General features: G+C 28.7%; 25 protein-coding genes and 1 other RNA gene. 16 read left to right on the top strand and 10 right to left on the bottom strand.

Features of this window, described 5'->3' with window-relative positions; genetic code table 11:
- Window positions 1-2: 2 nt before the first annotated feature.
- Complete coding sequence (locus tag ACJJVY_RS05880; protein ID WP_405606074.1) at window positions 3-824, bottom strand: glycosyltransferase family 2 protein; 822 nt, start codon at window positions 822-824, stop codon at window positions 3-5.
- Between the two features lie 219 nt (window positions 825-1,043).
- Here ACJJVY_RS05880 and ACJJVY_RS05875 point away from each other — a divergent pair, with 219 nt between their 5' ends.
- A complete protein-coding gene (locus ACJJVY_RS05875) occupies window positions 1,044-2,468 on the top strand; it encodes a CCA tRNA nucleotidyltransferase (RefSeq protein WP_405606073.1) in 1,425 nt (474 codons plus the stop codon).
- Here ACJJVY_RS05875 and ACJJVY_RS05870 read toward each other — a convergent pair whose 3' ends face one another.
- From ACJJVY_RS05870 to ACJJVY_RS05845, 6 genes are all read right to left on the bottom strand, one after another.
- The gene (locus ACJJVY_RS05870) at window positions 2,469-3,458 is read right to left on the bottom strand and encodes a glycosyltransferase (protein WP_405606072.1); all 990 of its coding nucleotides are present in this window, start codon (window positions 3,456-3,458) and stop codon (window positions 2,469-2,471) included.
- Between the two features lie 4 nt (window positions 3,459-3,462).
- Complete coding sequence (locus ACJJVY_RS05865; RefSeq protein WP_405606071.1) at window positions 3,463-4,419, bottom strand: glycosyl transferase family 90; 957 nt, start codon at window positions 4,417-4,419, stop codon at window positions 3,463-3,465.
- Between the two features lie 4 nt (window positions 4,420-4,423).
- Window positions 4,424-6,253: an ABC transporter ATP-binding protein gene (locus ACJJVY_RS05860; RefSeq protein ID WP_405606070.1), complete on the bottom strand. Its 1,830-nt coding sequence runs from the start codon at window positions 6,251-6,253 to the stop codon at window positions 4,424-4,426.
- Window positions 6,254-7,966 (bottom strand): phospho-sugar mutase, encoded by a 1,713-nt coding sequence (locus tag ACJJVY_RS05855; RefSeq protein WP_405606069.1) that lies wholly within the window; start codon window positions 7,964-7,966, stop codon window positions 6,254-6,256.
- A 44-nt stretch (window positions 7,967-8,010) separates the two neighbouring features.
- A complete protein-coding gene (locus tag ACJJVY_RS05850; RefSeq protein ID WP_405606068.1) occupies window positions 8,011-8,967 on the bottom strand; it encodes a glycosyltransferase family 2 protein in 957 nt (318 codons plus the stop codon).
- Window positions 8,968-9,045: 78 nt separating this feature from the next.
- Window positions 9,046-9,567: a DUF4199 domain-containing protein gene (locus ACJJVY_RS05845; protein ID WP_405606067.1), complete on the bottom strand. Its 522-nt coding sequence runs from the start codon at window positions 9,565-9,567 to the stop codon at window positions 9,046-9,048.
- 177 nt (window positions 9,568-9,744) lie between these two features.
- Between ACJJVY_RS05845 and ffs the strand changes: the two genes are divergently transcribed.
- From ffs to ACJJVY_RS05820, 5 genes are all read left to right on the top strand, one after another.
- Window positions 9,745-9,843, top strand: an RNA gene (ffs, locus tag ACJJVY_RS05840) — signal recognition particle sRNA small type.
- An 83-nt stretch (window positions 9,844-9,926) separates the two neighbouring features.
- Window positions 9,927-10,730 (top strand): SDR family oxidoreductase, encoded by an 804-nt coding sequence (locus tag ACJJVY_RS05835; protein ID WP_405606066.1) that lies wholly within the window; start codon window positions 9,927-9,929, stop codon window positions 10,728-10,730.
- A gap of 200 nt (window positions 10,731-10,930) precedes the next feature.
- On the top strand, window positions 10,931-11,584 hold the full coding sequence (fsa, locus tag ACJJVY_RS05830; protein WP_405606065.1) for a fructose-6-phosphate aldolase: 654 nt from the start codon (window positions 10,931-10,933) through the stop codon (window positions 11,582-11,584).
- 123 nt (window positions 11,585-11,707) lie between these two features.
- Window positions 11,708-13,366, top strand: coding sequence for a 2-succinyl-5-enolpyruvyl-6-hydroxy-3-cyclohexene-1-carboxylic-acid synthase (gene menD, locus ACJJVY_RS05825; protein WP_405606064.1), 1,659 nt, complete (start codon window positions 11,708-11,710; stop codon window positions 13,364-13,366).
- A complete protein-coding gene (locus ACJJVY_RS05820) occupies window positions 13,366-13,818 on the top strand; it encodes a DNA-binding protein (RefSeq protein WP_405606063.1) in 453 nt (150 codons plus the stop codon). Before menD ends, ACJJVY_RS05820 begins: the two co-directional genes overlap by 1 nt.
- An 80-nt stretch (window positions 13,819-13,898) precedes the next feature.
- Here the strand turns inward: ACJJVY_RS05820 and ACJJVY_RS05815 are convergent, their stop codons facing one another.
- Entirely contained in the window at window positions 13,899-15,056 is a 1,158-nt protein-coding gene (locus ACJJVY_RS05815) for an alpha/beta hydrolase-fold protein (protein WP_405606062.1), read from the bottom strand.
- A 68-nt stretch (window positions 15,057-15,124) separates the two neighbouring features.
- Here ACJJVY_RS05815 and ACJJVY_RS05810 point away from each other — a divergent pair, with 68 nt between their 5' ends.
- The 9 genes from ACJJVY_RS05810 (at window position 15,125) to ftsY (ending at window position 21,131) form a co-directional block, all read left to right on the top strand.
- The gene (locus ACJJVY_RS05810) at window positions 15,125-15,964 is read left to right on the top strand and encodes a 1,4-dihydroxy-2-naphthoyl-CoA synthase (RefSeq protein WP_405606061.1); all 840 of its coding nucleotides are present in this window, start codon (window positions 15,125-15,127) and stop codon (window positions 15,962-15,964) included.
- A 97-nt stretch (window positions 15,965-16,061) separates the two neighbouring features.
- Window positions 16,062-16,931, top strand: a complete 870-nt coding sequence (gene purU, locus ACJJVY_RS05805) for a formyltetrahydrofolate deformylase (protein ID WP_405606060.1) — start codon at window positions 16,062-16,064, stop codon at window positions 16,929-16,931.
- A gap of 72 nt (window positions 16,932-17,003) precedes the next feature.
- Window positions 17,004-17,612: a fumarylacetoacetate hydrolase family protein gene (locus tag ACJJVY_RS05800; RefSeq protein WP_405606059.1), complete on the top strand. Its 609-nt coding sequence runs from the start codon at window positions 17,004-17,006 to the stop codon at window positions 17,610-17,612.
- A gap of 146 nt (window positions 17,613-17,758) precedes the next feature.
- Window positions 17,759-17,932, top strand: a complete 174-nt coding sequence (locus ACJJVY_RS05795) for a hypothetical protein (protein WP_405606058.1) — start codon at window positions 17,759-17,761, stop codon at window positions 17,930-17,932.
- Window positions 17,929-19,170, top strand: coding sequence for a competence/damage-inducible protein A (locus ACJJVY_RS05790; RefSeq protein WP_405606057.1), 1,242 nt, complete (start codon window positions 17,929-17,931; stop codon window positions 19,168-19,170). Before ACJJVY_RS05795 ends, ACJJVY_RS05790 begins: the two co-directional genes overlap by 4 nt.
- Before the next feature lie 88 nt (window positions 19,171-19,258).
- Window positions 19,259-19,498, top strand: a complete 240-nt coding sequence (gene rpmB / locus ACJJVY_RS05785; protein WP_077809621.1) for a 50S ribosomal protein L28 — start codon at window positions 19,259-19,261, stop codon at window positions 19,496-19,498.
- Between the two features lie 29 nt (window positions 19,499-19,527).
- Window positions 19,528-19,710, top strand: coding sequence for a 50S ribosomal protein L33 (gene rpmG / locus ACJJVY_RS05780; RefSeq protein WP_237588763.1), 183 nt, complete (start codon window positions 19,528-19,530; stop codon window positions 19,708-19,710).
- Window positions 19,711-19,762: 52 nt separating this feature from the next.
- Window positions 19,763-19,915, top strand: a complete 153-nt coding sequence (locus ACJJVY_RS05775) for a DUF4295 domain-containing protein (protein WP_298764974.1) — start codon at window positions 19,763-19,765, stop codon at window positions 19,913-19,915.
- Between the two features lie 241 nt (window positions 19,916-20,156).
- Window positions 20,157-21,131: a signal recognition particle-docking protein FtsY gene (ftsY, locus tag ACJJVY_RS05770; RefSeq protein ID WP_405606056.1), complete on the top strand. Its 975-nt coding sequence runs from the start codon at window positions 20,157-20,159 to the stop codon at window positions 21,129-21,131.
- 44 nt (window positions 21,132-21,175) lie between these two features.
- Here the strand turns inward: ftsY and ACJJVY_RS05765 are convergent, their stop codons facing one another.
- Together ACJJVY_RS05765 and ACJJVY_RS05760 are read right to left on the bottom strand one after the other, a co-directional pair.
- Entirely contained in the window at window positions 21,176-21,973 is a 798-nt protein-coding gene (locus ACJJVY_RS05765; RefSeq protein WP_405606055.1) for a haloacid dehalogenase type II, read from the bottom strand.
- 53 nt (window positions 21,974-22,026) lie between these two features.
- Window positions 22,027-22,629: a TetR/AcrR family transcriptional regulator gene (locus tag ACJJVY_RS05760; RefSeq protein ID WP_405606054.1), complete on the bottom strand. Its 603-nt coding sequence runs from the start codon at window positions 22,627-22,629 to the stop codon at window positions 22,027-22,029.
- A gap of 167 nt (window positions 22,630-22,796) precedes the next feature.
- Between ACJJVY_RS05760 and ACJJVY_RS05755 the strand changes: the two genes are divergently transcribed.
- Window positions 22,797-24,446 carry an amidase family protein gene (locus ACJJVY_RS05755; RefSeq protein ID WP_405606053.1) on the top strand — a complete coding sequence of 550 codons (1,650 nt, stop codon included), beginning with the start codon at window positions 22,797-22,799 and terminating at the stop codon, window positions 24,444-24,446.
- Window positions 24,447-24,486 lie beyond the last annotated feature (40 nt).

Raw genomic sequence — 24,486 nt, 5'->3', positions numbered from 1 at the left:
GTTTACTTTTTTACAATACCATATTTTGTAGTATTAACTTTTGTACTTCTAGTATTTTTTCTAATACCATTATTTATTTTCCAACTTTCTTTATTAGCGTAACCACGAGGATGATCTAAATGAATAACAATTGCACTATATCTAATTTGTTTAGATTTTATCCCTAAATTAACCAAACGTTCACCTAACTCTCTGTCTTGTCCGCCATATTGCATGCGTTCATCAAACCCATTTATAGCAATAATATCTTTTTTCCAACCAGAAGCATTATGACCGTTCCAAGTTGGTTTTGTTGGTGTAATAAAATTTAAAAATTTCGCTTTTAGTCCAGTATGTTTTAGTTTGTTATTTTTAAAAGATTTAGTTAATCCATTTTCACTTAACCAATCAATAGAAAAACAAATATTAGATTCAATATCTTTTTTAGTGATTAAGTTAGAAACATTCATTGGTAACATAAAGTATCCTCCAGATAAAAAATATCCTTCTTCTTTATAGGTATCGTGAACCTGAATAAAATCTTTTCTAGGAATACAATCTCCATCAGACATTATTATATAAGGAGCTTTACACGCAACAATAGCTTTGTTTAAAATTTGAGATTTTTGAAAGCCGTTATCTTCATGCCAAACATGAGTAATCGAATATTTTACCTTTTTAGATAATGTATCTATAGTATTTTTAGTTTCTTCTATAGATCCATCATCAGCAATAACAACTTCAAAATTAATATAAGTTTGTTGGTTATAACCCCACAAAACTTTTTTTAACCATTCAACAGAATTGTAGGTACTAATAATTACAGATATGTTTGGTTTCATCATAAATAGAAAATAAAAACAAAAATAGTAATGATTTTTTTATTAAATGTAAATTAAAGGTAGAGTATTTTTAAATATTAAAAATTATCGATTAAAATCAGATTAATAAATAAGGAAAGCTATTTTGCACAAAATATATTATGTAGTAGATTTGCACAAAATTAAAAAAGCAGATTATTTTAAGAATAAATTTCTGTTTTAATATTTAAGAAAGCTTAATTCATGCAAAAACAATTCTTTAAAGAAGCAATTTCACTAGAAATATTTAATGTTATATCTAAAGCATCAAAGCAATTACAAATAGATAGTTATGTAATTGGTGGTTTTGTGCGAGATTTTCTTTTAGATAGAGGAGATGCAAAAGATATAGATGTAGTTGCCGTTGGAAGCGGAATAGATTTGGCTTTAGAAGTTTCTAAACTGTTACCAAATAAACCAAAGGTTCAGGTTTTTAAAACTTATGGTACAGCAATGTTACGTTTTAAAGAAATTGAAATTGAGTTTGTTGGAGCAAGAAAAGAATCTTATACAGAAGATAGTAGAAACCCTGAAGTTACTGCAGGAACTTTACAAGACGATCAAAATAGAAGAGATTTAACCATAAATGCATTAGCATTAAGTTTAAATGAAGATAATTTTGGTGAGCTTTTAGATCCGTTTAATGGTATTGAAGATTTAAATAATAAGGTAATAAAAACACCTTTAAATCCTGATATAACTTATTCTGATGATCCTTTAAGAATGATGCGTGCCATACGTTTTACAACGCAATTAAATTTTAATATTGATGATGAATCTCTAGAAGCTATAAAAAGAAATGCTTACAGATTAAAGATTATTACTAGAGAAAGAATTGTTGTTGAAGTAAATAAAATATTATCATCACCAAAACCTTCGATTGGTTTTTTATTATTAGAAAAAACAGGATTGTTGAAACAGATTTTACCAGAATTAGTAGCCTTAAAGGGAGTAGAGGAAGTAGAAGGACAAACACATAAAGATAATTTTTACCACTCTTTAGAAGTAGTAGATAATATTTGTAAAAATACAGAAGATCTTTGGTTAAGGTGGGCTGCATTATTGCATGATATTGGTAAAGCACCTACAAAAAAGTTTAGCCCTAAAGTAGGATGGACGTTTCATTCTCATGAATTTGTGGGTTCTAAAATGGTGTATAAATTATTTAAACGTTTAAAAATGCCACTGAATAATAAAATGAAATTTGTTCAGAAAATGGTGTTTTTAAGTTCTAGACCTATTGTTTTAGCAACTGAAGTTACAGACTCTGCAGTAAGACGTTTGGTTTTTGATGCTGGTGATGATATTAATTCTTTAATGACGTTGTGTGAAGCGGATATTACTACTAAAAATCCTAAGAAATTTAAACGTTACCATAATAATTTTGAATTAGTAAGAACAAAAATAAAAGAAGTAGAAGATAGAGATAAAGTCCGTAATTTTCAACCACCTGTTACAGGAGAAGAAATTATGAAAACTTTTGATTTAAAACCATGTAGAGAAATTGGTCAAATAAAAGAAGCGATAAAAGAAGCTATTTTAGATGGAAAAATACCAAATGAACACGAAGCTTGTTATCAATTTATGGTTGAAAAAGGAGAGAAGTTAGGTTTAACTATTGCTAAATAGTTAATCTGACCAATCTAAAAATTTAGGTGAATTTTGTTCTATAAGTTTTGGCTTATTTTTATTTAATTTGCTACCATTTAAAACAGTTTCGTACTTTTTTAAATAAGCCAATGCCATCACTTTTGCATTAAAAACATCTTGTGCATATTCATGACATCTTTGCTTTGAAAATTCTGAATATTTTTCTACAGCTAAAGCTAATTCTGATGCGTTGTTTGATAAAAAACCAACATCTTTAGTTACAATTTCTGATAACGAGCCATAAGGAGTTCCAAATACAGGACAACCATAATACAGGCTTTCTGTAATTGCTAAACCAAAAGGTTCGTGCCATTTTACAGGGAAAACAAGACCTCTGGATTCATTTAAAATATCAAACTTTTTTTCACCGCCAACCATTCCGTAAAAAGAAGCTCTTGGTGTAAAAGTAAAACGCATTCCCATATTTACATTAAAACGAACGCCACCTAAAACTTTAAGTTTTTCTTTTTTTGTTTTCTTTATAGTATTTATTGCGCCTTGTACGTTTTTAACTCTCCAAGCAGCTTTTCCTAAAAAGTGAAAATAATTTTTAGGTGTTTTTAATGTCGGTTTTTTGTATTCACTCCAATCTAATCCATTATGAACAAATGATTCAGAATTATATCTTTCTGCATGGTTTTCAGAAACAAAAATAGCGTTAGAGTCTAAGTCTTTTTTATTACCATTACCATGTATGGTAAGTACATAAGGCTTTGTAAGTGTTTCTAAGTTTTTAGGTGTAAAATTAAAATGAACAATATCTATATTATCTGGTATTTGACTTAAAATATCTTTTTCTTCATCAATATGTATTACATCAGCAAAATTACAATAAGACCCTTTTTTTACTAAAAAAGTAACTTTATGACCTAAGTTATTTAACTCTTTACCCAAGCTCCAAATAACTCTTTCTGTTCCTCCGTATAAAGTAACAGGAATACTCCCTTTATTTACAATTAAAATATGCATGGTGTTATTTAAGTTGTTTGGTTTTTTGGAAATAAGAATTTATTATTAATATAGATAATAATTTTTCTAATTTTTTGTCTTTAAACTGTAATGTCCAGCTTTTTGCATTTTTAATGATTTGTTCTGCTTCTGAGGTGTTTTTAGCATAAAAATTCATTTTTTCTTCTACGTCAGAATAATCATCTTTAATAAGAACATAGTGAAAATTAGGAATAAGTTTTCCTTCCATATACCAAGTTTCAAATTTTGGTTTTGGCATAAAACATAAAGAGTTAGAAGACATGATCCATTTTAAATTTGTGGCAACATCATGACCTTCGATAGAAAGAATAAATTTATATTTTAATTGTTCTTTTATATTGACAAAAGGTTTTACCCATTCTGGTTTACTGTTACCTAAAGTTAAGCTACCAACATTAAAATTTGGTTTTTTATAAAATTTTTCAACCAAAGAAACTCTATTTTGCTTATGCACCATACCTCGCCAAATGATTTCATTTTTCTTTTCAGAAAAAGGTAAATCATCCTCTATAAAATTAAAATGTCTAAAAGAATTTAGTTTTAAAAGAATAGAATTACCATTATGATTAATGGGTCTGCTTTTTACAATAGTTGGTACTTCTTGATTTACATCAATATCACCAAATTTATAGTTGATTTTTAGTTTTTTATCAAAGTATCTAGCAATTTTTATAAGATCGTAATAATAAAAACTCTTGTTATTTTTTAACTTAATATCTTCAATTTTTATTGTGTCAAGAGGAATTTTTAGATCTTTAAAATCATTATTAAAATAATAATTAAGTCTATTTTCAATAATTTCTTTTGGATATTTATTTTGTATGTTTAACCAGTATTGAAGGTTGTTTCTAAATAAAAACTTTGGTAATAAGTCTAGAAAAGCATTACTAATATAATAGAATAATTTAACCCGTTTTATTTTACTTATAAAGCTTTTCATCGTTTTAAGATAAAGATTGCATAGAAACTAATTTATAGTATTCTCCTTTTTTAGCCAATAAATCCTCGTGTTTACCTTGTTCTACAATCTTACCTTTTTTCATTACAACAATTTTATCAGCTTTCTGAATAGTAGATAATCTGTGAGCAATTACCAAAGAAGTTCTGTTTTGCATCATTTTTTCTAATGCAACTTGTACCAATTGTTCAGATTCTGTATCTAGGGCAGAAGTAGCTTCATCTAAAATCATAATTGGTGGATTTTTTAAAACAGCTCTAGCAATAGATAAACGTTGTTTTTGTCCACCAGAAAGTGTGTTTCCGCTATCACCAATATTTGTATTGAACTTTTCTGGTAAATTTTGGATAAACTCATTAGCATTTGCAATTTCCGAAGCTTCTAAAATAGCTTCTTCTGTTGCACTTTCTGTACCTAATTTAATATTATTAGCAATAGTATCATTAAAAAGAATAGAGTCTTGAGTAACAATCCCCATTAAACCTCTTAAAGATTTTTTTGTGATGTCTTTAATGTTTTCTCCATCTATAGAAACCTCACCTTTATTAACATCATAAAAACGAGTAATTAAGTTTGCTAATGTAGATTTTCCACTACCAGATTGCCCAACTAAAGCAACGGTTTCTCCTTTATTTACAGTTAAAGAAAAATTGTTTAAAACATAATCATCTTTATATTTAAAAGAGATGTTTTTAAACTCAATTTCATTTTTAAAATTGTCTTTAACAATTGCATTAGGTTTGTCTTTAATGTCGTTTTCTGTGTTTAAAATTTCCATAATTCTTTCTGCAGAAGCATCTCCTTTTTGAATCTCAGAAAAAGTAGAAGCAATGGCTTTTACAGGACTTAAGACTAAGTAAAACAAACCGATATAGCCGAAAAACTCTTGTGGTTTCATATCACTATTTTCACCTAAAACTAGTTTTCCTCCGTACCATAAAATAGAAATAATTGTAGTAACTCCTAAGAACTCACTCATTGGTGATGCCAATGATTTTCTATGGATAACTTTGGTCATTAAATTACTATATTTATTTGTGGAGTCATTAAATTTAGACTCTATTTTCTCTTCTGCATTAAAGCCTTTAATAACACGTAACCCCGTTAAAGTTTCTTCTATAAAAGATAAAAAATTACCGGTTTCTTGTTGTGCTAATAAAGAGTTTGCTTTTAATTTTTTACTGATTGATGAAATAATAAAACCAGAAACAGGTAGTAAAATAAAGACAAATAAAGTTAATTTTACACTGATTGCAAACATAGAAATTAGTGTAAAAATAATTGTTAAAGGCTCTCTTACAATAGTTTCTAATGAAGTTAAAAAAGTAGTTTCTACTTCTTTTACATCAGCAGTTAATCTAGCAATGGTATCTCCTTTTTTCTTTTCAGAAAAATAGGCGATTGGTAATTCTAAAATTTTATGATACAACTTATCTCTTACATCTCTAACTACGCCATTTCTAAGATAGGCAAGAACATAAGAAGCTAAGTATCTAAATAAATTTTTGAAGAAAAATAGGCTAAAAGATAGTATACAAATAAACAACAAGGCTTTATCAATGCCTCCTGTCTCCAACATGTTGGTTACAGAATAATTGATAGAGCCTTGTACGTAGTCGTAAATACTACTAATGCCTTCGTATACTGGTTTTTGATGTACTTTTTCTTCTTTACCGAATAATATCCCTAAAACAGGAATAAAACCTAAAACAGATAATACATTAAAAATTGCATACAAAATATTAAAGAACACATTTAACCATGCAAATTTTTGATAAGGTTTTGCAAACTTTATAATGTCTTTAAAATATGTCATTTATAAATTTAATTCTTTTATAATTCTCTGAATTTTAGCATCTAATTCTGCTTCTGTAGATAGAGCGTTTTTTTCGTCATCTAAAGAAGTGTTTACACTAAAATAGAATTTTATTTTTGGTTCTGTACCACTTGGTCTTGCCGCAATTCTTGTACCAGATTCAGTCTGATAAATTAATACATTAGATTTAGGCATGTCAATATTAGTAACTTCACCAGTAATAAGATTTTTCTTTGTTGATGCTTGATAATCACAAAGTGATTCTATTTTTTCTCCATCTATTTCTTTTAAAGGATTGTTACGCATATCGCTTAACATTTGCTGTATTTCTGCAGCACCATCCATCCCTTTTTTAGTAATAGAAATTAAATGTTCTTTATAGAATTTGTTTTCTACATAAATGTTTAATAACTCTTCGTAAAAAGAACTATCATTTTGTTTTGCATACGCTGCAACTTCACAAGCTAAAAGAGTTGCAGTTACTGCATCTTTGTCACGTACAAAATCGCCAACCATGTAACCAAAACTTTCTTCTCCACCACCTATAAAATCTAGTTCAGGGAAGTCTCTTACCATTTTAGCAATCCATTTAAAACCAGTTAAACCAACTTTAGTACCAACACCATAACTAGCAGCAACATCGTTAACTAACTCTGTAGAAACAATAGTAGAACCAACAAATTGCTTACCGTTAATTTTGTCTTCTTCTTGCCATTTTTTTAATAAGAAATCTGTCATAACAACCATTGTTTGGTTACCATTCATTAATTTCATATTACCATCTAAATCTCTAACAGCAACCCCTAAACGATCACAATCTGGGTCTGTACCAATAACAATATCAGCACCAGTTTCATTCGCCAAATCTGTAGCCATTTTTAAAGCTTCTGGCTCTTCTGGGTTTGGTGATTTTACTGTAGGGAAATCTCCGTCTGGTTTTCTTTGTTCTTCAACAATATGTACATCTGTATAACCAGCTTTTTCTAAAGCATCAGGTACAGATATAATTGATGTTCCGTGTAAAGAAGTAAAAACTATTTTTAAGTTTTTACGATCAATATCATCAGATAAAGAACCATTTTTAACAGACTCTGTAATAAAAGCATCATCTACTTCTTTACCAATTACTTCAATTAAATCTTCATTTGCATCAAATTTAATTTCAGAGAAATCTAAAGCATTTACATTACCAATAATTCCACTATCATGCGGAGGAACAATTTGTCCTCCATCTGCCCAATAAACTTTGTATCCATTATATTCTGGTGGATTATGAGAAGCTGTTAAAACAATACCAGCATCACATCCTAAATGACGAACAGCAAAAGATAATTCTGGGGTAGGACGTAAATCTTCGAATAAAAAAACTTTTATACCATTAGCAGATAAAACATCTGCAACAACTTTTGCAAACTTTTTACTATTATGTCTACAATCAAAAGCAATTACAACACTAATTACATCTTTTTTAATGTTTTCTAATAAATAATTAGACAAACCTTGTGTTGCTCTACCAAGTGTATACTTATTAATTCGGTTAGTACCTGCGCCCATTACTCCACGCATTCCACCCGTACCAAACTCCATATCTTTATAGAACCTGTCAGCTAAATCATCAGGATTATTAGTGATTAAATCATTAATTTCGGCTTGAGTTTCAGCATCAAAAGTTGCTGTTAACCATTGTTTTGCTTTGTCTAAAATATTGTCCATAGAAATTATAATTGTTTAAGTTAATTGATATACAAATATACAGTTTAGAAATTGAGTTTTTCTTTAATACTATAGTGTTTTTCGTTACTTTTTGTTTTTATAATGAGTTCTCCGATAAATCCTGCTAAAAATAATAAAGTTCCTAAGATCATTGAAGTTAAAGCTATGTAAAACCAAGGATTATCTGTTACTAAGATAGTTCTAATACCATTAAATACTTTGTAGAGTTTTACTGCGCCAATATAAAATGCAGATGTAGTACCAAATAGAAACATAAAGGTACCCCAAAGACCAAAAAAATGCATAGGTCTTTTACCAAATTTAGATAAGAATGAAATAGTAATTAAATCTAAAAAACCATTTACAAATCTATCCATACCAAATTTTGTAACTCCGTATTTTCTTGCTTGATGTTGTACTACTTTTTCTCCGATTTTAGTAAAACCTTCGTTTTTTGCTAAAACGGGAATGTACCTATGCATTTCTCCGCTAACTTTTACAGTTTTAATAACTTCGTTTTTGTAAGCTTTTAGTCCGCAGTTAAAATCGTTTAATTGTAAACCAGATGTTTTTCTTGCAGCAGCATTAAATAATTTTGAAGGAATATTTTTAGTTACAACATTATCATAACGCTTCTTTTTCCAGCCAGAAATTAAATCGAAATCCTCTTTAATAATTAAATTATATAATTCTGGAATTTCATCTGGATTGTCTTGCAAGTCCGCATCCATTGTAATAACAACGTTTCCTTTTGCAAGCTCAAAGCCAGCATCTAAAGCCTGACTCTTACCGTAATTTTTTTGAAAACGGATTCCTTTTACAGTATTGTTTTTTGATGATAATTTTTCGATAACATCCCAAGAGGTATCGGTACTGCCGTCATCGATAAAAATTATTTCATATAAATAGCGATTGGATTGCATAACTTTTGCAATCCAATCGTATAATTCTTGTAAAGATTCTTCTTCATTAAGAAGTGGTATTACTACCGAAATATCCATGTAATTTCTTTTAAAGAGTTGTAAAGTTACAAACTTTCTTGTTTTAACTTTAAAACATTCTTTAGCTTTATGTTTTTTTTAATAAGTTTCTTCTTCAGATTTTTTCATGATAGCTGCAATTATTGCAGAAATTACAAAACCTAAAAAGGCAGAAAAACCTAACATCATTGCAGAAGATATAACCGGTGTTTGAAATTTTTCCGTCATTTCTAAAGAAGCTTCTATTTGTTCTTCTGTCATCCCCATATCGTACCAAGCTTGTTTTTGAAACTCTATAGCTTGTTGTTGAAAATCTGGTTCTATTACGTTCATAAAAAGTAATATGTAAACCACAGTAATTACTGCACTTACCATTGTAATTCCCATACCTATTTTTACACCTTGTCCCCAAGACATAAAACCATCAGAATCACTTTTGTATTTTTTTATACCAATTACAATTAATACAATCATTGCAATAATACTAACTATACTATTTATCCAGTTTAATTCTAATAATTGCCCTGTTGCATATAATAACAAGTGTGTTACTACACCAATTAGACCTAAATATAAACCGTAGTTTAAAATAATACTTTTACTGTTAGCTTGATTTTCCATTTTTGTTAAGTTTAGATAGTTATACAAATATATTCATTTCATTTTTGATAGTTTTCTTTTTTATAAATTATTGATTTCTATCAAAGCAATTTATTAGTAGTCAGACTATTGAAAATGTTACAAAAAAATAATGCATTTTTTAATTGTTTTAATAAAAATCTATTGTAAATTTGCAGCCGGCAAGTCCTACACAACTAGCTCCCTTTGAATCCTCCAGGGCGGGAACGCAGCAAAGGTATTAGGTTGTAGCAGTGTGATGTAGGTAGCTTGCCTTTTTTTATGCGCTAAAGTTTCGTTCTAGAAATGGGTGTTTTTTACACTAACTTTTTAACTTTACACTTTTAAATTTAAAACTAATTATGTCTAAAGTTGTATTAATTACCGGAGCTTCTTCTGGAATAGGGAAATCGATTGCTATATTTTTATCAGAAAAAGGGTACAAGGTTTATGGAACAAGTAGAAACCCTAAAAACATAGAAAATTATCCTTTTAATTTAATTGCTTTGGATGTTTTAAAAGTTGATACAATTACAAATGCTGTAAATTTTATTATTGATAAAGAAGGGAGTTTAGATATCTTAATAAATAATGCCGGTATGGGAATTACAGGTCCAATTGAAGATACTCCAACCGATGAAATGCGTACTGTTTTTAATACCAATCTTTTTGGAGCTGTAGATGTAATGAAAGCTGTTTTACCACAAATGCGCAAACAAAAATCAGGAACAATTTTAAACGTAACTTCTATTGCTGGGTATATGGGGTTACCTTATAGAGGTTTATATTCTGCAACTAAAGGAGCATTAGAAACGGTAACAGAAGCAATAAGTATGGAGGTAAAACCATTTGGAATTAAAGTGGCTTGTGTTGCTCCTGGAGATTTTGCAACAAATATTGCTGCAGGTAGATATCACACACCTGTTTTTGATAATTCTGCTTATAAAGATAATTATCAAATGAATTTAGATTTAATGAATGCACATGTTAGTGGCGGAATGGATCCGATAGAAATGGCAAAAGCTGTACATAAAATTATAGAAAGTAAAAGTCCTAAAATGCACTATAAAGTAGGCGGTTTCTTAGAGAAAATTTCTATTGTTTTAAAACGTATTTTGCCAGATAGGGTTTATGAAAAAATGTTAATGAATCATTATAAATTATAATTTTAAAACTTGGTTGTTGTTTAAATTTGATATAAAATAGTTTTATTTCACTTCTTAAAATTATAATCTAGTAACTATCTTTGCGTTAGGGATTGAAGCGTTTATTTGAGCTCTTTTTTGTTTTTTGACAAAAAAAACGAGTGCGTAAAGCCCGCTCAAACGTCAAAAAAATAATAACAATTACAACTAAATATATATAAATGAAATTTTTTATTGATACTGCAAATTTAGAGCAGATAAAAGAAGCACAAGCTTTAGGTATTTTAGATGGAGTTACTACAAACCCATCTTTAATGGCTAAAGAAGGAATTACTGGAGAAGTGAATATTATTAATCATTACAAAGAAATTTGTGAGTTAGTAGAAGGTGATGTTTCTGCTGAAGTTATTTCTACAGATTTTGACGGAATGGTAAAAGAAGGAGAAGCTTTGGCTGCTTTAAATCCGCAAATTGTGGTAAAATTACCAATGATAAAAGATGGTGTAAAAGCGTGTAAATATTTTTCTTCAAAAGGAATTAAAACAAACGTAACATTAGTGTTTTCTGCAGGACAAGCTTTATTGGCAGCAAAAGCTGGTGCAACGTATGTGTCGCCATTTATTGGTCGTTTAGATGATATTTCTACTGATGGATTGAATTTAATTGCAGAAATTCGTCAGATTTATGATAATTATGGTTTCGAAACACAAATTTTGGCAGCTTCTGTACGTCATACAATGCACATTATAGATTGTGCAAAATTAGGATCTGATGTAATGACAGGGCCTTTAAGCGCTATTGAAGGTTTGTTAAGACACCCTTTAACAGATAGTGGTTTGGCTAAATTTTTAGCAGATTACCAAAAAGGAAATTAACCAACGCAGTTGGTTTTTGTATATAATTTGGTCAGAAAGTAGAAAAGTTATTTTTACTTTCTGGCTTTTTTGTCTTTAATAATTTTTTGACTTTGTAACTTTGCTACCTTGTAACTTATTTTAATGTATCCAAAAAAAGAACTCGCACAAATTGTAATATCAGCATGTCATCAATTTAAAATTGATAAAGTTGTAATTTCTCCAGGATCTAGGAATGCGCCTTTAACCATAGGTTTTTCTAATCACCCAGAAATAGAAACTTTAAGCGTAGTAGATGAACGTTGTGCTGCTTTTTTTGCTTTAGGTATTGCACAACAAACTCAAAAACCGGTTGCAATTATTTGTTCTTCTGGTTCTGCTTTACTAAATTATTATCCAGCAATTGCAGAGGCTTTTTATAGTAATATTCCGTTGGTGGTAATTTCTGCGGATAGACCAAAACATTTAATAGATATTGGAGATGGACAAACAATTCGCCAAGAAAATGTCTTTGAAAAACATATTTTATTTTCTGCCAATTTAATAGAAAGTGACAAGTTTAAAACAATCAATTCTCAATTAATAGGAGAAGTTTTACAGATAGCAGTTTCACAGAAAGGACCTGTGCATATAAATGTTCCGTTTGATGAACCTTTGTATGAAACTGTACCGGAGATGGGAGATTATAATTTTCCGCATATTTCTATGAATTCATTAGATAATTCTCATATAAATTATGATGAATTGTCTAAAATTTGGAATGATGCAGAAAAAAAAATGATTGTGGTTGGTGTAAATTATCCTGATGATGAATTACATCAATTAATGGATGTGTATGCTGATGATGAATCTGTGTTGATTTTAACCGAAACAACGTCAAATTTACATCATAAAAAAGCAATAAACTCTATAGATCAGTTGATTTTTTCGTTGAATGAGAATCAGTTTAAAGATTTACAACCAGATGTTTTAATAACGTTTGGTGGAATGATTATTTCTAAGAGAATAAAACAGTTTTTAAGAAAGTATCCACCAAATCATCATTGGAATATTGATGAGAAAAAAGCAATGAATACGTTTTTTTGTTTATCAGAATTTATACAAATAAAACCTGTAGATTTTTTTACTGAGTTTAACAAATCAATTATAAAAAAAGAGAATAATTATCAATCTAATTGGTTGAAAATTCGCGAAAAAAGAAGAATAAAACACACAGAATATTTATCAAAAATAAAACATTCTGATTTTAAATCTTTTGAGCAAATTTTAGAAAGTATTCCTAATAATATTCAATTACAAATTAGCAACAGTTCTATTATTAGATATGCGCAATTATTTTCTATTGATAAAACAAATACCGTTTTTTGTAATAGAGGAACAAGCGGAATTGATGGGAGTACAAGTACAGCGATAGGAGCAGCTTTAGCAAGTGAAAAACAGACTGTTTTTATTACTGGAGATATTAGTTTTTTTTATGATTCTAATGCTTTGTGGAATGCAAATATTCCTGAGAATTTTAGAATTATTTTAATCAATAATTCTGGAGGGGGAATTTTTAAAATTATTCCAGGACCAAAAACTACAAATGCAATTCAGTATTTTGAAACTCCGCATAATTTAACAGCAGAAAATTTGTGTATAATGTATGCCTTTGATTATTTAAAGGCAGATTCCACAGAAACAGTACAAGAACAATTAAAAGGTTTTTATGAAACATCGCAAAAACCAAAAATTTTAGAAATCTTTACGCCAAGTGAAGAAAATGATTTAATTTTAAAAGAATATTTTAAATATATACAATAATGGATTCACAAGAAGGTTATCAAGAAGGGGATATCAATTTACAAGAAGGAGAAAAAGTGCATTTGGTAATTGAAACTGAAACACGTTTAGGTTATACTGTTTTAATTAATGATGAGTATGATGGTTTACTTTTTAGAAGTGAAGTTTTTCAGGAATTAGAAGAAAATATGGAAGTTACCGGATATGTTAAAAATATTCGTGAAGACGGTAAAATAGATGTTTCTTTAAGACCACAAGGTTTTAGAAATGTTATTGATTCTGATGTAGAAAAAGTATTAGAAAAACTTAAAAATAGTAGAGAAGGTTTTTTATTATTAACGGATAAAAGTTCGCCAGATTCTATTCGTTTTCATATGAAAATGAGTAAAAAAGCATTTAAGAAAGCAGTTGGTAATTTGTATAGACAAAAGCTAATTGAAATTAAAGAAGATAGAATAGAGTTGGTAAAGTAATTTACTTTCTTACATTATAAAAAAAGAGAAACTTAATATTTTATTAAGTTTCTCTTTTTTTATAAAAATATTATTGTCTTTTATTGTGAGCCTAATCTTAAAACATTTTCGTAAAATTTATCAGAATTAGGATCAGAAGGGTCCATTTTTCCATAACCAATTTTATAATGTCTTAATGCTTTTTTAAAGTCTTTTTTACTTTCGTAATATCTACCAATGTAATAATCACCTAATTGAGAAGAAGGAAATCTTTTTAAAATCATTTTTCCTAATTCAAATAATTTATCACCATTTTCTTTTTCAATAACTATTTTTTCTATAGCATAAATATCTCTATCTCTAATTTCTAAATTACTACCAAAAAGAAATTCAATTTCTAAATACTTGTTTTCTAGATATTCGATAGCATCTAATGGAGATAAGTCTTTAATGTTTTTATCAAACTCTTCTTTAGATATAGAGGAATAAATTTGAAAAATTTGATTTAAAGATCTAGGAATTGCTTCTCCTATAGCCGAAGTACTGCTAGTTGTAACTATATTATCATTTATAATATTAAAGTTTTTAAAATCTAAAGGTTTTAGGCTATTTTGTAATTCTTCTATTTTGGTTTGCTTTTGTGTAGAAAAGGAAGTAGAATTATTAATGTATAAATAAAAGGTATTATCTTCTTTAGAGAACTTTTTTAAATTGTAAGAATCAAATTCTTGATTTACAAAATTTGAAAACGTTGGATTTATACAAACATAAGAGTTTATAAAAGGTTTTTCTTCTTTTAAAAAATGTGAAATTAAATTAGCAGAAGTTCCTTCTCCTATTAAACTAATAAAAGGAGAGGTTCTAAACGTGCTCTCCATATAAAAAATTACTTCATCTCTAACAAATTCATAAAAATTAGAATTGCTTTGTGTTAATTTGCCTGTGTCTAAATCAAAATAAGTATCATTTTTTTTAGTTTCTTTCATAGAGATACCAACAACAATTTGTTTTGGTGCTTTATCTTTTGCAGCAAATAAAACCGAGTTTCCTACATAAGCATCAAATAATTGTTCAGAATCAAAAACAATAGCTAAAGGGTAATTTTTAGTGTTGTTAATAACATAACCTTCGGGTAAGTAGATTTTTAATTCTCTGAAAGCTCTTAAAATGTCTGATCCTAAATTTTTTTCAATTATCTCTTGAGAAAACGCATTTAAGCAAAAAAGGATAAATATTAGTGAGAACGATTTCTTTATCATAAATTTGAACCTTTATTTTTGTAATCTATTATTTTGTTCTTTAATTAGAACGACCAAAATACAAAATTATGATTCAACCCGAGTGGAAAACCGTTAAAGAATACGAAGATATTACATATAAAAAATGTAATGGAGTGGCAAGAATAGCGTTTAACAGACCAAATGTAAGAAATGCTTTTAGACCAAAGACAACATCAGAATTGTATGATGCCTTTTATGATGCCGGAGAAGATGTAAATATTGGTGTAGTTTTACTTTCTGCCGAAGGGCCAAGTACAAAAGATGGTGTGTATTCTTTTTGTTCTGGTGGAGATCAAAAAGCACGTGGACATCAAGGTTATGTTGGCGAAGATGGATATCATCGTTTAAATATATTAGAAGTTCAACGTTTAATTCGTTTTATGCCAAAAGCAGTTATCTGTGTTGTTCCTGGTTGGGCAGTTGGTGGCGGACATAGTTTACATGTTGTTTGCGATTTAACTTTGGCATCTAAAGAACATGCTATTTTTAAACAAACAGATGCAGATGTAACTTCTTTTGATGGAGGTTATGGTTCTGCTTATTTAGCAAAAATGGTTGGTCAGAAAAAAGCAAGAGAGATTTTCTTTTTAGGAAGAAATTATTCGGCACAAGAAGCTTATGAAATGGGAATGGTAAATGCTGTTATTCCGCATGGTGAGTTAGAAGATACCGCATACGAATGGGCACAAGAAATTTTAGCCAAAAGTCCTACTTCTATAAAAATGTTAAAATTTGCAATGAATTTAACAGACGACGGAATGGTTGGTCAACAAGTTTTTGCAGGAGAAGCAACTCGTTTAGCTTATATGACAGATGAAGCAAAAGAAGGAAGAGATGCTTTTCTAGAAAAAAGAAAACCAAACTTTCCTAAAAAATGGATACCATAAATCAGTAAGTAGTTTACAGTAAACAGTTGTCAGTTCGAGTGAATTTATGGAGAATGAATAAGTTTATATCGAGAATATTATTATAATCGATTGAAAAATGGAATCACAAGTAGTATCTTTTTTAATAAAATGTCCAGATCAAAAAGGATTGGTAGCTAAAATTACTAGTTTTTTTTATGAAAAAGGATTTAATATCTTAAGTTCTCAGCAATATGTAAATTCTATAGAAAATACATATTTTATGAGAATTCGTTTAAATGCTGATGGAACGAACATATCTAAAGAGGAGTTAGAAAATAGTTTTTTACAATTAGCAGAACCTTTACAAATAGATTGGTCTGTAAATTATGGCGATAAAAAACAAAATGTAGCCATTATGGTTTCGCATACAAGTCATAATTTATATGATTTACTAGAACGTTCTAAAGAAGGAAGATTAGATTGTAATGTAAAAATGATTATAAGCAATCATGACAAATTAAGGTATATAGCAGAAATGTTTAATATTCCTTTTTATCATTTACCGGTTACAAAAGAGACTAAAAAAGAACAAGAAGCTCAGGTTATTCAGCTTTTAGATTCTAGTGATATAGATTTGATTATTATGGCAAGATATATGCAAATTTTATCTTCAGATTTTATCAACCATTATCCAGAAAGAATCATCAATATTCATCATTCTTTTTTACCTGCTTTTCAAGGAGCAAATCCTTATAAAAAAGCTTATGAAAGAGGTGTAAAGCTAATTGGAGCAACTGCACATTATGCAACTGAAGATTTAGATGAAGGACCAATTATAGAGCAAGATGTAAAACCAGTTACGCATGAAAGTACACCAACTACATTAAAAAGAATTGGTGCAGACATAGAGAAATTAGTGTTAGCAAGAGCGGTTAAAAATCACTTAAATCATCAAATAATTGTTTCTGGTAATAGAGCGGTAGTTTTTCCAGAAGCAGGAGAATAGTTTTTTAATTTCGAAATGTTAATTACAAATTTTAATAATTTGTAATTCATAATTTTAAATTAGTAATTGATTATGAAAATAATTTGTATTGGGCGCAACTACGCAAAGCATATAGAAGAATTAGCAAATGAAAGACCAGAGAATCCTGTTGTTTTTTTAAAGCCGGATTCTGCTATTTTACCAAGAAAAAATCCATTTTTTATTCCACCTTTTTCTGATGATGTTCACTATGAGGTAGAAGTTTTGGTTAAAATTAATAAAGTAGGTAAACATATTGATGCAAAGTTTGCACATAAATATTATGATGAAATAGGACTTGGAATCGATTTTACAGCAAGAGATGTACAAGCAAAATGCAAAGAAAAAGGGTTGCCTTGGGAAAAAGCAAAAGCGTTTGACGGGAGTGCTGTTGTGGGAGAGTTTTATCCAAAAGAACAATTTGATTTAGAAAACTTGAAATTTCAATTGTATAAAAACGATGAAATTGTACAAGATGGAAATACAAATGCTATGTTGTGGAAAACAGATGAATTAATTGCTTATGTATCTCAATATTTTACCTTAAAAAAAGGAGATATTATTTTTACAGGAACACCAGCAGGAGTTGGTAAAGTTCTTGAAAATGATAGTTTAAAAGGAGTTATTGAAGGTAAAGAGGCTTTTAATATTAGAGTTAAATAAAATAGTTGAATTTTATTTTTCAAATAATAGCCTCAATATTTATAGGGATTTGTTTTGTCTACTTAGCAAAAAGGTATCAAAAAAATCAAACTTTTTATTTTTTGTACGGTTTTATTATATCAATAACAATTAGATTTATCTATTTATTGATCTACGGTTTTATTAACGACTTTAAAATTAGCGAATCGTATGATTATAACAAAAACTTATCAATCATATTAAGCATCGTAATTCCGTATATTCTATTTGTGTATTTTAGAAAAAAATTAGCAAAAGAAAATAGAAATGATACTGATGTAAATGAAATAGGAAAAGAATGAATGCAGAAATTATAACAATAGGAGATGAGATTTTAATTGGTCAAATTGTAGATACAAACTCACAATTTATTGGTCAACAATTAAATAAAATAGGAGTTTCTGTTTATCAAATAACTTCTATACAAGATGATAAACAGCATATTTTAAATGCATTAAAAGAAGCACAAGAAAGAGTAGATATTGTTATTCTTACAGGAGGCTTAGGCCCAACTAAAGATGATATCACAAAGAAAACAATTGCAGAGTACTTTAATGATGATAAATTAATAGAATATCCAGAAGTAATAACACATATTAAAGAGATGTTTATAAAAGTAAATCATCCTTTTAATGATGTTCAAAGATATCAAGCACAATTACCATCAAAAGCTACTTTATTAGAAAATAAGTTAGGTACAGCACCGGGAATGTGGTTTTACGAGAATGAAACTGTCTTTGTGTCACTTCCTGGAGTTCCTTACGAAATGAAAGGTTTAATTACAGATGAAGTTCTACCAAGAATTCAACAACAATTTAAATTACCTTTTATCCTTCATAAAACAATTATGACTTATGGTAAAGGTGAAAGCATGATTGCTGAAATAATTGAAGATTTCGAAAACAATTTACCATCCTATATAAAACTGGCTTATTTACCTTCTTTTGGTAAAGTTCGTTTGCGTTTATCTGCTAAAGGAGATAATAAAGAAATTCTTCAAAAAGAATTGAATGATAAAGTAGAAGAAGTTTATCAATTAATACCAGAAATTATAACAGGTTTAGATGATGATAGTTCTTTAGAAAAAAGAGTAGGAGAGTTACTAAAAAGAAAAAATAAAACAATAGCTACAGCAGAAAGTTTAACTGGCGGACAAGTAGCCGCAAATTTAGTTTCTGTTGCAGGGTCATCTGCTTATTATAAAGGCAGTTTTGTAACTTATTCTGCAGATTCAAAAATTAATTTATTGGGTGTAAATAAAGAAACAGTAGAAAAGTTTACTGTAGTAAGTAAAGAAGTGGCTCTAGAAATGGCAAAAGGAGTTAAAGATAAATTACAGACTAATTACGCAATTGCAGTAACAGGTAATGCAGGGCCAACAACAGATGTTACAGACAAAACAGTTGGTATTGTTTATATTGCTTTGGTTTCTGATGATAAAGAGGTTGTAAAAGAGTTCAATTTTGGGCAACCAAGAGAAAAAGTAATAAATAGAACAGTAAGTAAAGCCTTAGAAATCTTACAAAAAGAAATTATTTAAATTTTTGTAAAATTATTTTGTTAGGAATAATAATTATTTGTAAATTTGCACCTCGTTTAGAGATAACACTAATAAAACTGTCGAAAAGATGTCTAGAGTTTGTGAATTAACAGGTAAAAAAGCAATGGTAGGGAACAACGTTTCTCACGCTTTAAATAGAACTAAGAGAAAGTTTGACGCTAATCTAATGACAAAGCGTTTTTACATTCCAGAAGAAGATAAATGGATTACTTTAAAAGTATCTGCATCTGCTTTAAAAAACATTAACAAGAAAGGAATTTCTGCAGTAATAAAAGAAGCTAGAGCTAACGGGTTTTTAACTAAATAAGCTTACGCTAACTAAAATTTTATACAGAGATGGCAAAAAAAGGAAACAGAGTTCAGGTAATTTTAGAATGTACAGAACACAAAGCAAGTGGTAAACCAGGTACTTCTAGATACATTACAACAAAGAACAAAAAGAACACTCCAGATAGAATGGAAATTAAAAAATTCAATTCTATTTTAAACAAAATGACTGTTCACAAAGAAATTAAATAATTAAACTATCTAGAACTCAGAATAGAGCACATAGATTAAAACATTTAGACAAATGGCAAAAAAATCAGTAGCATCGTTACAAACAGGATCAAAAAGATTAAGTAAAGCTATAAAAATGGTAAAGTCTCCAAAAACAGGAGCTTACATGTTTGTAGAAGCAATTATGGATCCATCTAAAGTAAACGACTTTTTAGCAAAAAAGTAAGTTTTACGAAATAAAAAATATAAAAGCTACTTTCTAATTTAGAAAGTAGCTTTTTTTATGAATTAGAATTGCTTATTTTTGGGCGTTACCTAAAGGTCGCGCTTTACACTATATCTTTTTTTCGTACCTCAAAAAAGGATATCGTTTCAATCGCTAACTCAGGCAACTTTAATGACAATTTGACCAAACCAAACTAATGGCATACTTTTTAAGGTATTTTATTAGAATATAAAAACAGATTATGAGTTTTTTCAAGAAAATATTTTCAAAAGAAAAAAAAGAAACTTTAGATAAAGGCTTAGAAAAGTCTAAAGAAAGTTTTTTTGGTAAGCTAACTAAAGCAGTTGCAGGTAAGTCTAAGGTAGATGATGATGTTTTAGATAACTTAGAAGAAGTTTTAGTAGCGTCGGATGTGGGTGTAGATACAACACTTAAAGTTATAGAGAGAATAGAAGAAAGAGTTGCTAAGGATAAATATGTTGGTACAGATGAGTTAAACCGAATTCTTAGAGAAGAAATAGCGGGTTTACTGTCAGAAACAAATATTGGTAACGAAACAGAATTTGTAATACCACAAATACCTAAAGATAAAGATGGTAATAAAATGCCTTATGTTTTAATGGTTGTTGGTGTAAACGGAGTTGGTAAAACAACTACAATAGGTAAATTAGCATCACAATTTAAGAAGCAAGGATTAAAAGTAGTTTTAGGTGCAGCAGATACTTTTAGAGCTGCGGCAATAGATCAATTACAAGTTTGGGCAGACAGAACAGATGTGCCAATTGTAAGACAAGAAATGGGGTCAGATCCAGCTTCAGTAGCTTTCGATTCATTAAAATCTGCTGTTACACAAGATGCAGATGTTGTAATAATTGATACTGCTGGTCGTTTACATAATAAAGTTAATTTAATGAATGAATTAACTAAGATTAAAAGAGTAATGCAAAAAGTGGTGGATGATTCTCCTCATGATGTGTTATTAGTTTTAGACGGTTCTACTGGACAAAATGCATTTGAACAAGCAAAACAATTTACAAAAGCAACAGAAGTAACTTCTTTAGCGGTAACTAAATTAGATGGTACAGCAAAAGGTGGTGTTGTAATAGGTATTTCAGATCAATTTAAAATTCCTGTAAAATATATTGGAGTAGGAGAAGGTATAGATGATTTACAAGTTTTTAATAAACATGAGTTTGTAGATTCTTTTTTTAAATAAAGAAATTTATAATAACTAAAAAATTTATTAACTGGCTTGTAATATTAATTTAAAGCAATTAATTTATCAGTAACTAATTTTAAATCAGATTCATTAATTTCTGGATCTGGTGCAAGTGGATATAATTGTGCACCAGGTCTGCTAATAAAAGCACCTCTCCAATTTGCCCATAAAGCACCTGCAATATCCCAACCATGTGCAGCAACCAATAAGCATTCATTTTTTTGAATTCCCATTTTTCTTGCAGCCCAATCATAAGCATCTGTATGAGGTTTAAATTTTCCCATATCTTCTATACTTAATCTTTCATCAAAATATTCTATTAATCCTCCATTTTTAAATTGCGTTTCAACACCAATATTAGAGGAGTTTGTAAATGAAACCAATTTATAACCTGCTTTTTTTAATCTTGCTAAAGATTCTTTTACTTCTGGATGTGGTGGAATAGAACGTAAAGGAGTCAGTATTGCAGTTTTTGCTTCTTCTGCTGTTAATTTTATATTATTGTTTGCAGCTACCATTTGTAGCGCAGCAGAACCAACAATACCAAAGTCGTTATATTGTCTACCAACAGTTTCTACTAAAGAATATTGTAACATTGTTGTAAACCATAATGGCAATAAATCTGGTCTATTACCTAAAGCATTTCCTACGCTTTTTTTCATGGTTGTTAAGTCTAACAATGTTTCATTAACATCAAAAAATAACACTTTAGGTCTTTTTAATTGTTCTTTTTTATTGTCTTCTTTACTAACTGTAGTTGTTCCGAATTTAGGAGTAGCAGCTAAACCTAACCCTAGTATTGATGATTTTTTAATAAAATCTCTTCTGTTATTTTTCATATTATATATTTATTATAAAACATTCTTGTTGGTATGTTTTTTGTAAAAAAAAATTATTTTTTTATTTTATTTAGGTATAAGGCTAACCCAGACGTAAATTCATCGAGAACAACGTCGTCATTATAAAGTTTTCTAATACCTCTAATTCCTTCAAAAGCACTAATTAAATAAATAGCAACTGCTTTACTAGAAATATCTTTTTTTATAGAGTTTTCACTTTTTCCTCTTTCTATTAAAGCTACCAATATGGTTTTCCAATTTTCAATAATTTTTTTTAAAGCATTTTGATAAGCGATTTCATCACTACCAATTTCATTAATTAAATTATTCATTGGACATCCAAATTGTTTATCGTAAAAAGGGAATTCTTTTAATCGATTTACAAATACAGTTTCTAGAATTTTAAATGCATTTCCTGGTTTTTTTAAAGGAGAAATCATTCCGTCTACAACTCTTTTTTCTACTTTTAAACTAATAACTTCTAAGCCTAGTTCTTTTTTACTTTTATAATGATGATAAAAAGCACCTTTGCTTAAGGTGGTTTTTTTCATTATTTTATCAATACTCGTTGTTTTAAAACCATTTTCATAAAACAATTTAAAAGCCTTATCAATGATAAGTTGTTTTGTGATTTCTGATTTTATTTCTTGTTGCATAAGACAAAGTTAAATAAAAATACTAGTTAGTATGTTTTAGTTTTGTTAATTATTCTAAAAAACCTTTTTAAAAGAAAGAATGATAGAATTGCTATATAATGTTAAATTTTATCATCATTAAGAAATAAAATACGAATTAGGTATATTTGAGAATCAAATTTTAGATAATGAAAAAATTACTTTTAGTATTAATAACCTTTACAATTCTATATGGCTGTAATCAAAAGGAAAAAAATACAGTTATTATTTTTAAAAAATATGATGAAATTGCAGCATTAGAAAAGCAAAAGAAGCATAAAAAGAGTAGAATGCAGTTTAAATTGATTCAATCTAAATATTTAGATATGAATAAAGTTTTTAAACCTTTTGATGAGGATTTGGCACTTTTTTCTGAAGAAGAATATCAGAGTTTAAAACCATTAATTTTAGAACAAGAGATACCATCAATCCAAAAAAGTGTTAAAGAAGGTAAATTAACTTATGAGAAGTTAACTTTATTTTATCTGTATAGAATTAGGAAGTTTGAGAGCGATTCTACTTTATCTTTAAACAGTATTATCGCATTAAACCCAGATGTGGTAAATGAAGCGAGAGAAAAAGATAAATCAAAAAAAACAGATTTGTCTGATTATTCTGTATACGGCATGCCAATTTTATTAAAAGATAATATTAATACAAACGGCATGCCAACAACAGCAGGAGCTATTGCACTTAAAAATAATAATACTGAAAATGATGCTTTTATTATTGAAAAATTAAAAAGTAATGGAGCATTAATTTTAGGAAAAGTAAATTTAAGTGAATGGGCTTATTTCTTTTGTTCGGGATGTCCGTTAGGTTATTCTGCAATTGGTGGTCAAACCTTAAACCCTTACGGAAGAGGTGAGTTTGAAACAGGTGGTAGTTCTTCTGGAAGTGGTGTAACAGTAGCTGCTAATTTTGCTGTTGCGGCAGTAGGAACAGAAACTTCTGGTTCTATAACTTCTCCTTCTAGTTTAAATTCTGTAGTAGGATTAAAGCCAACAATTGGGGTGTTAAGTAGAACGGGAATTGTACCAATTTCTAGTACTTTAGATACCCCAGGACCGATGACTAAAAATGTGATTGATAATGCTATTTTATTAGAAGCGATGAAAGGTTTTGATGAAGAAGATAGCTCTATGAAAGAAAATGACATAAATTATCTTAAAAATGGATTTGAAAATACTTTTAAAGGAAAAAGATTGGGAGTTTTAAAACCATTATTATCAGACTCAATTTATGCATCTACAATTAAACAGTTAAAAAATTTAGGTGTAGACATTGTTGAAATTACACCTTCAGAAATTTCTTTTAAAAGGTTTTTAACGCTTTTAAATATAGATATGAAGCATGATTTGCCAGAGTATTTATCTAAAAAAGCAAGTAAATCATTATCTGTCAAAGACATTCAAACTATTATTGACTTCAATTTAAAAGATTCTTTGTTAAGAGCGCCTTATGGACAGCAATTGTTTGAAGGAATTATAAGTGATTCTACCTCTTTAAAAGAATTAGAGGTTGTAAAAATGGATTTAAAAACTGAAGGAGAAAAGTTTGTACAAAGTTTAGAAAATCAAAATTTAGATGCTATTTTGTCTATAAATAATTATCATTCTGGTATTGCAGCAGTTACTAATCATCCTACTTTAACAGTACCAATGGGTTACAAAGAATCAGGAGAACCAATTAGTTTAACTTTTATAGGCAAGCCTTTTTCTGAAAGAAATCTTTTAGAAATAGGTTATGCTTTTGAACAATTTACTAAGATTAGAAAAATGCCTAAAAACTATCAGTAAGATATAATTTTTAATTATTTTAAAAGACGTACTTTTGCAC

It is taken from the genome of Polaribacter sp. Asnod1-A03 (genome assembly GCF_045063585.1).
Taxonomy (GTDB): Bacteria; Bacteroidota; Bacteroidia; order Flavobacteriales; family Flavobacteriaceae; genus Polaribacter.
Note: the sequence above shows the minus strand (reverse complement) of the source record. Positions and strands in the feature narration are given on the sequence as shown.

Excerpts from the sequence above, each read along its gene's own strand:
- ACJJVY_RS05880 (WP_405606074.1), bottom strand. The coding sequence starts at position 824 with ATGATGAAACCAAACATATCTGTAATTATTAGTACCTACAATTCTGTT.
- ACJJVY_RS05875 (WP_405606073.1), top strand. The coding sequence starts at position 1,044 with ATGCAAAAACAATTCTTTAAAGAAGCAATTTCACTAGAAATATTTAAT.
- ACJJVY_RS05870 (WP_405606072.1), bottom strand. The coding sequence starts at position 3,458 with ATGCATATTTTAATTGTAAATAAAGGGAGTATTCCTGTTACTTTATAC.
- ACJJVY_RS05865 (WP_405606071.1), bottom strand. The coding sequence starts at position 4,419 with ATGAAAAGCTTTATAAGTAAAATAAAACGGGTTAAATTATTCTATTAT.
- ACJJVY_RS05860 (WP_405606070.1), bottom strand. The coding sequence starts at position 6,253 with ATGACATATTTTAAAGACATTATAAAGTTTGCAAAACCTTATCAAAAA.
- ACJJVY_RS05855 (WP_405606069.1), bottom strand. The coding sequence starts at position 7,966 with ATGGACAATATTTTAGACAAAGCAAAACAATGGTTAACAGCAACTTTT.
- ACJJVY_RS05850 (WP_405606068.1), bottom strand. The coding sequence starts at position 8,967 with ATGGATATTTCGGTAGTAATACCACTTCTTAATGAAGAAGAATCTTTA.
- ACJJVY_RS05845 (WP_405606067.1), bottom strand. The coding sequence starts at position 9,567 with ATGGAAAATCAAGCTAACAGTAAAAGTATTATTTTAAACTACGGTTTA.
- ACJJVY_RS05835 (WP_405606066.1), top strand. The coding sequence starts at position 9,927 with ATGTCTAAAGTTGTATTAATTACCGGAGCTTCTTCTGGAATAGGGAAA.
- fsa (WP_405606065.1), top strand. The coding sequence starts at position 10,931 with ATGAAATTTTTTATTGATACTGCAAATTTAGAGCAGATAAAAGAAGCA.
- menD (WP_405606064.1), top strand. The coding sequence starts at position 11,708 with ATGTATCCAAAAAAAGAACTCGCACAAATTGTAATATCAGCATGTCAT.
- ACJJVY_RS05820 (WP_405606063.1), top strand. The coding sequence starts at position 13,366 with ATGGATTCACAAGAAGGTTATCAAGAAGGGGATATCAATTTACAAGAA.
- ACJJVY_RS05815 (WP_405606062.1), bottom strand. The coding sequence starts at position 15,056 with ATGATAAAGAAATCGTTCTCACTAATATTTATCCTTTTTTGCTTAAAT.
- ACJJVY_RS05810 (WP_405606061.1), top strand. The coding sequence starts at position 15,125 with ATGATTCAACCCGAGTGGAAAACCGTTAAAGAATACGAAGATATTACA.
- purU (WP_405606060.1), top strand. The coding sequence starts at position 16,062 with ATGGAATCACAAGTAGTATCTTTTTTAATAAAATGTCCAGATCAAAAA.
- ACJJVY_RS05800 (WP_405606059.1), top strand. The coding sequence starts at position 17,004 with ATGAAAATAATTTGTATTGGGCGCAACTACGCAAAGCATATAGAAGAA.
- ACJJVY_RS05790 (WP_405606057.1), top strand. The coding sequence starts at position 17,929 with ATGAATGCAGAAATTATAACAATAGGAGATGAGATTTTAATTGGTCAA.
- rpmB (WP_077809621.1), top strand. The coding sequence starts at position 19,259 with ATGTCTAGAGTTTGTGAATTAACAGGTAAAAAAGCAATGGTAGGGAAC.
- rpmG (WP_237588763.1), top strand. The coding sequence starts at position 19,528 with ATGGCAAAAAAAGGAAACAGAGTTCAGGTAATTTTAGAATGTACAGAA.
- ACJJVY_RS05775 (WP_298764974.1), top strand. The coding sequence starts at position 19,763 with ATGGCAAAAAAATCAGTAGCATCGTTACAAACAGGATCAAAAAGATTA.
- ftsY (WP_405606056.1), top strand. The coding sequence starts at position 20,157 with ATGAGTTTTTTCAAGAAAATATTTTCAAAAGAAAAAAAAGAAACTTTA.
- ACJJVY_RS05765 (WP_405606055.1), bottom strand. The coding sequence starts at position 21,973 with ATGAAAAATAACAGAAGAGATTTTATTAAAAAATCATCAATACTAGGG.
- ACJJVY_RS05760 (WP_405606054.1), bottom strand. The coding sequence starts at position 22,629 with ATGCAACAAGAAATAAAATCAGAAATCACAAAACAACTTATCATTGAT.
- ACJJVY_RS05755 (WP_405606053.1), top strand. The coding sequence starts at position 22,797 with ATGAAAAAATTACTTTTAGTATTAATAACCTTTACAATTCTATATGGC.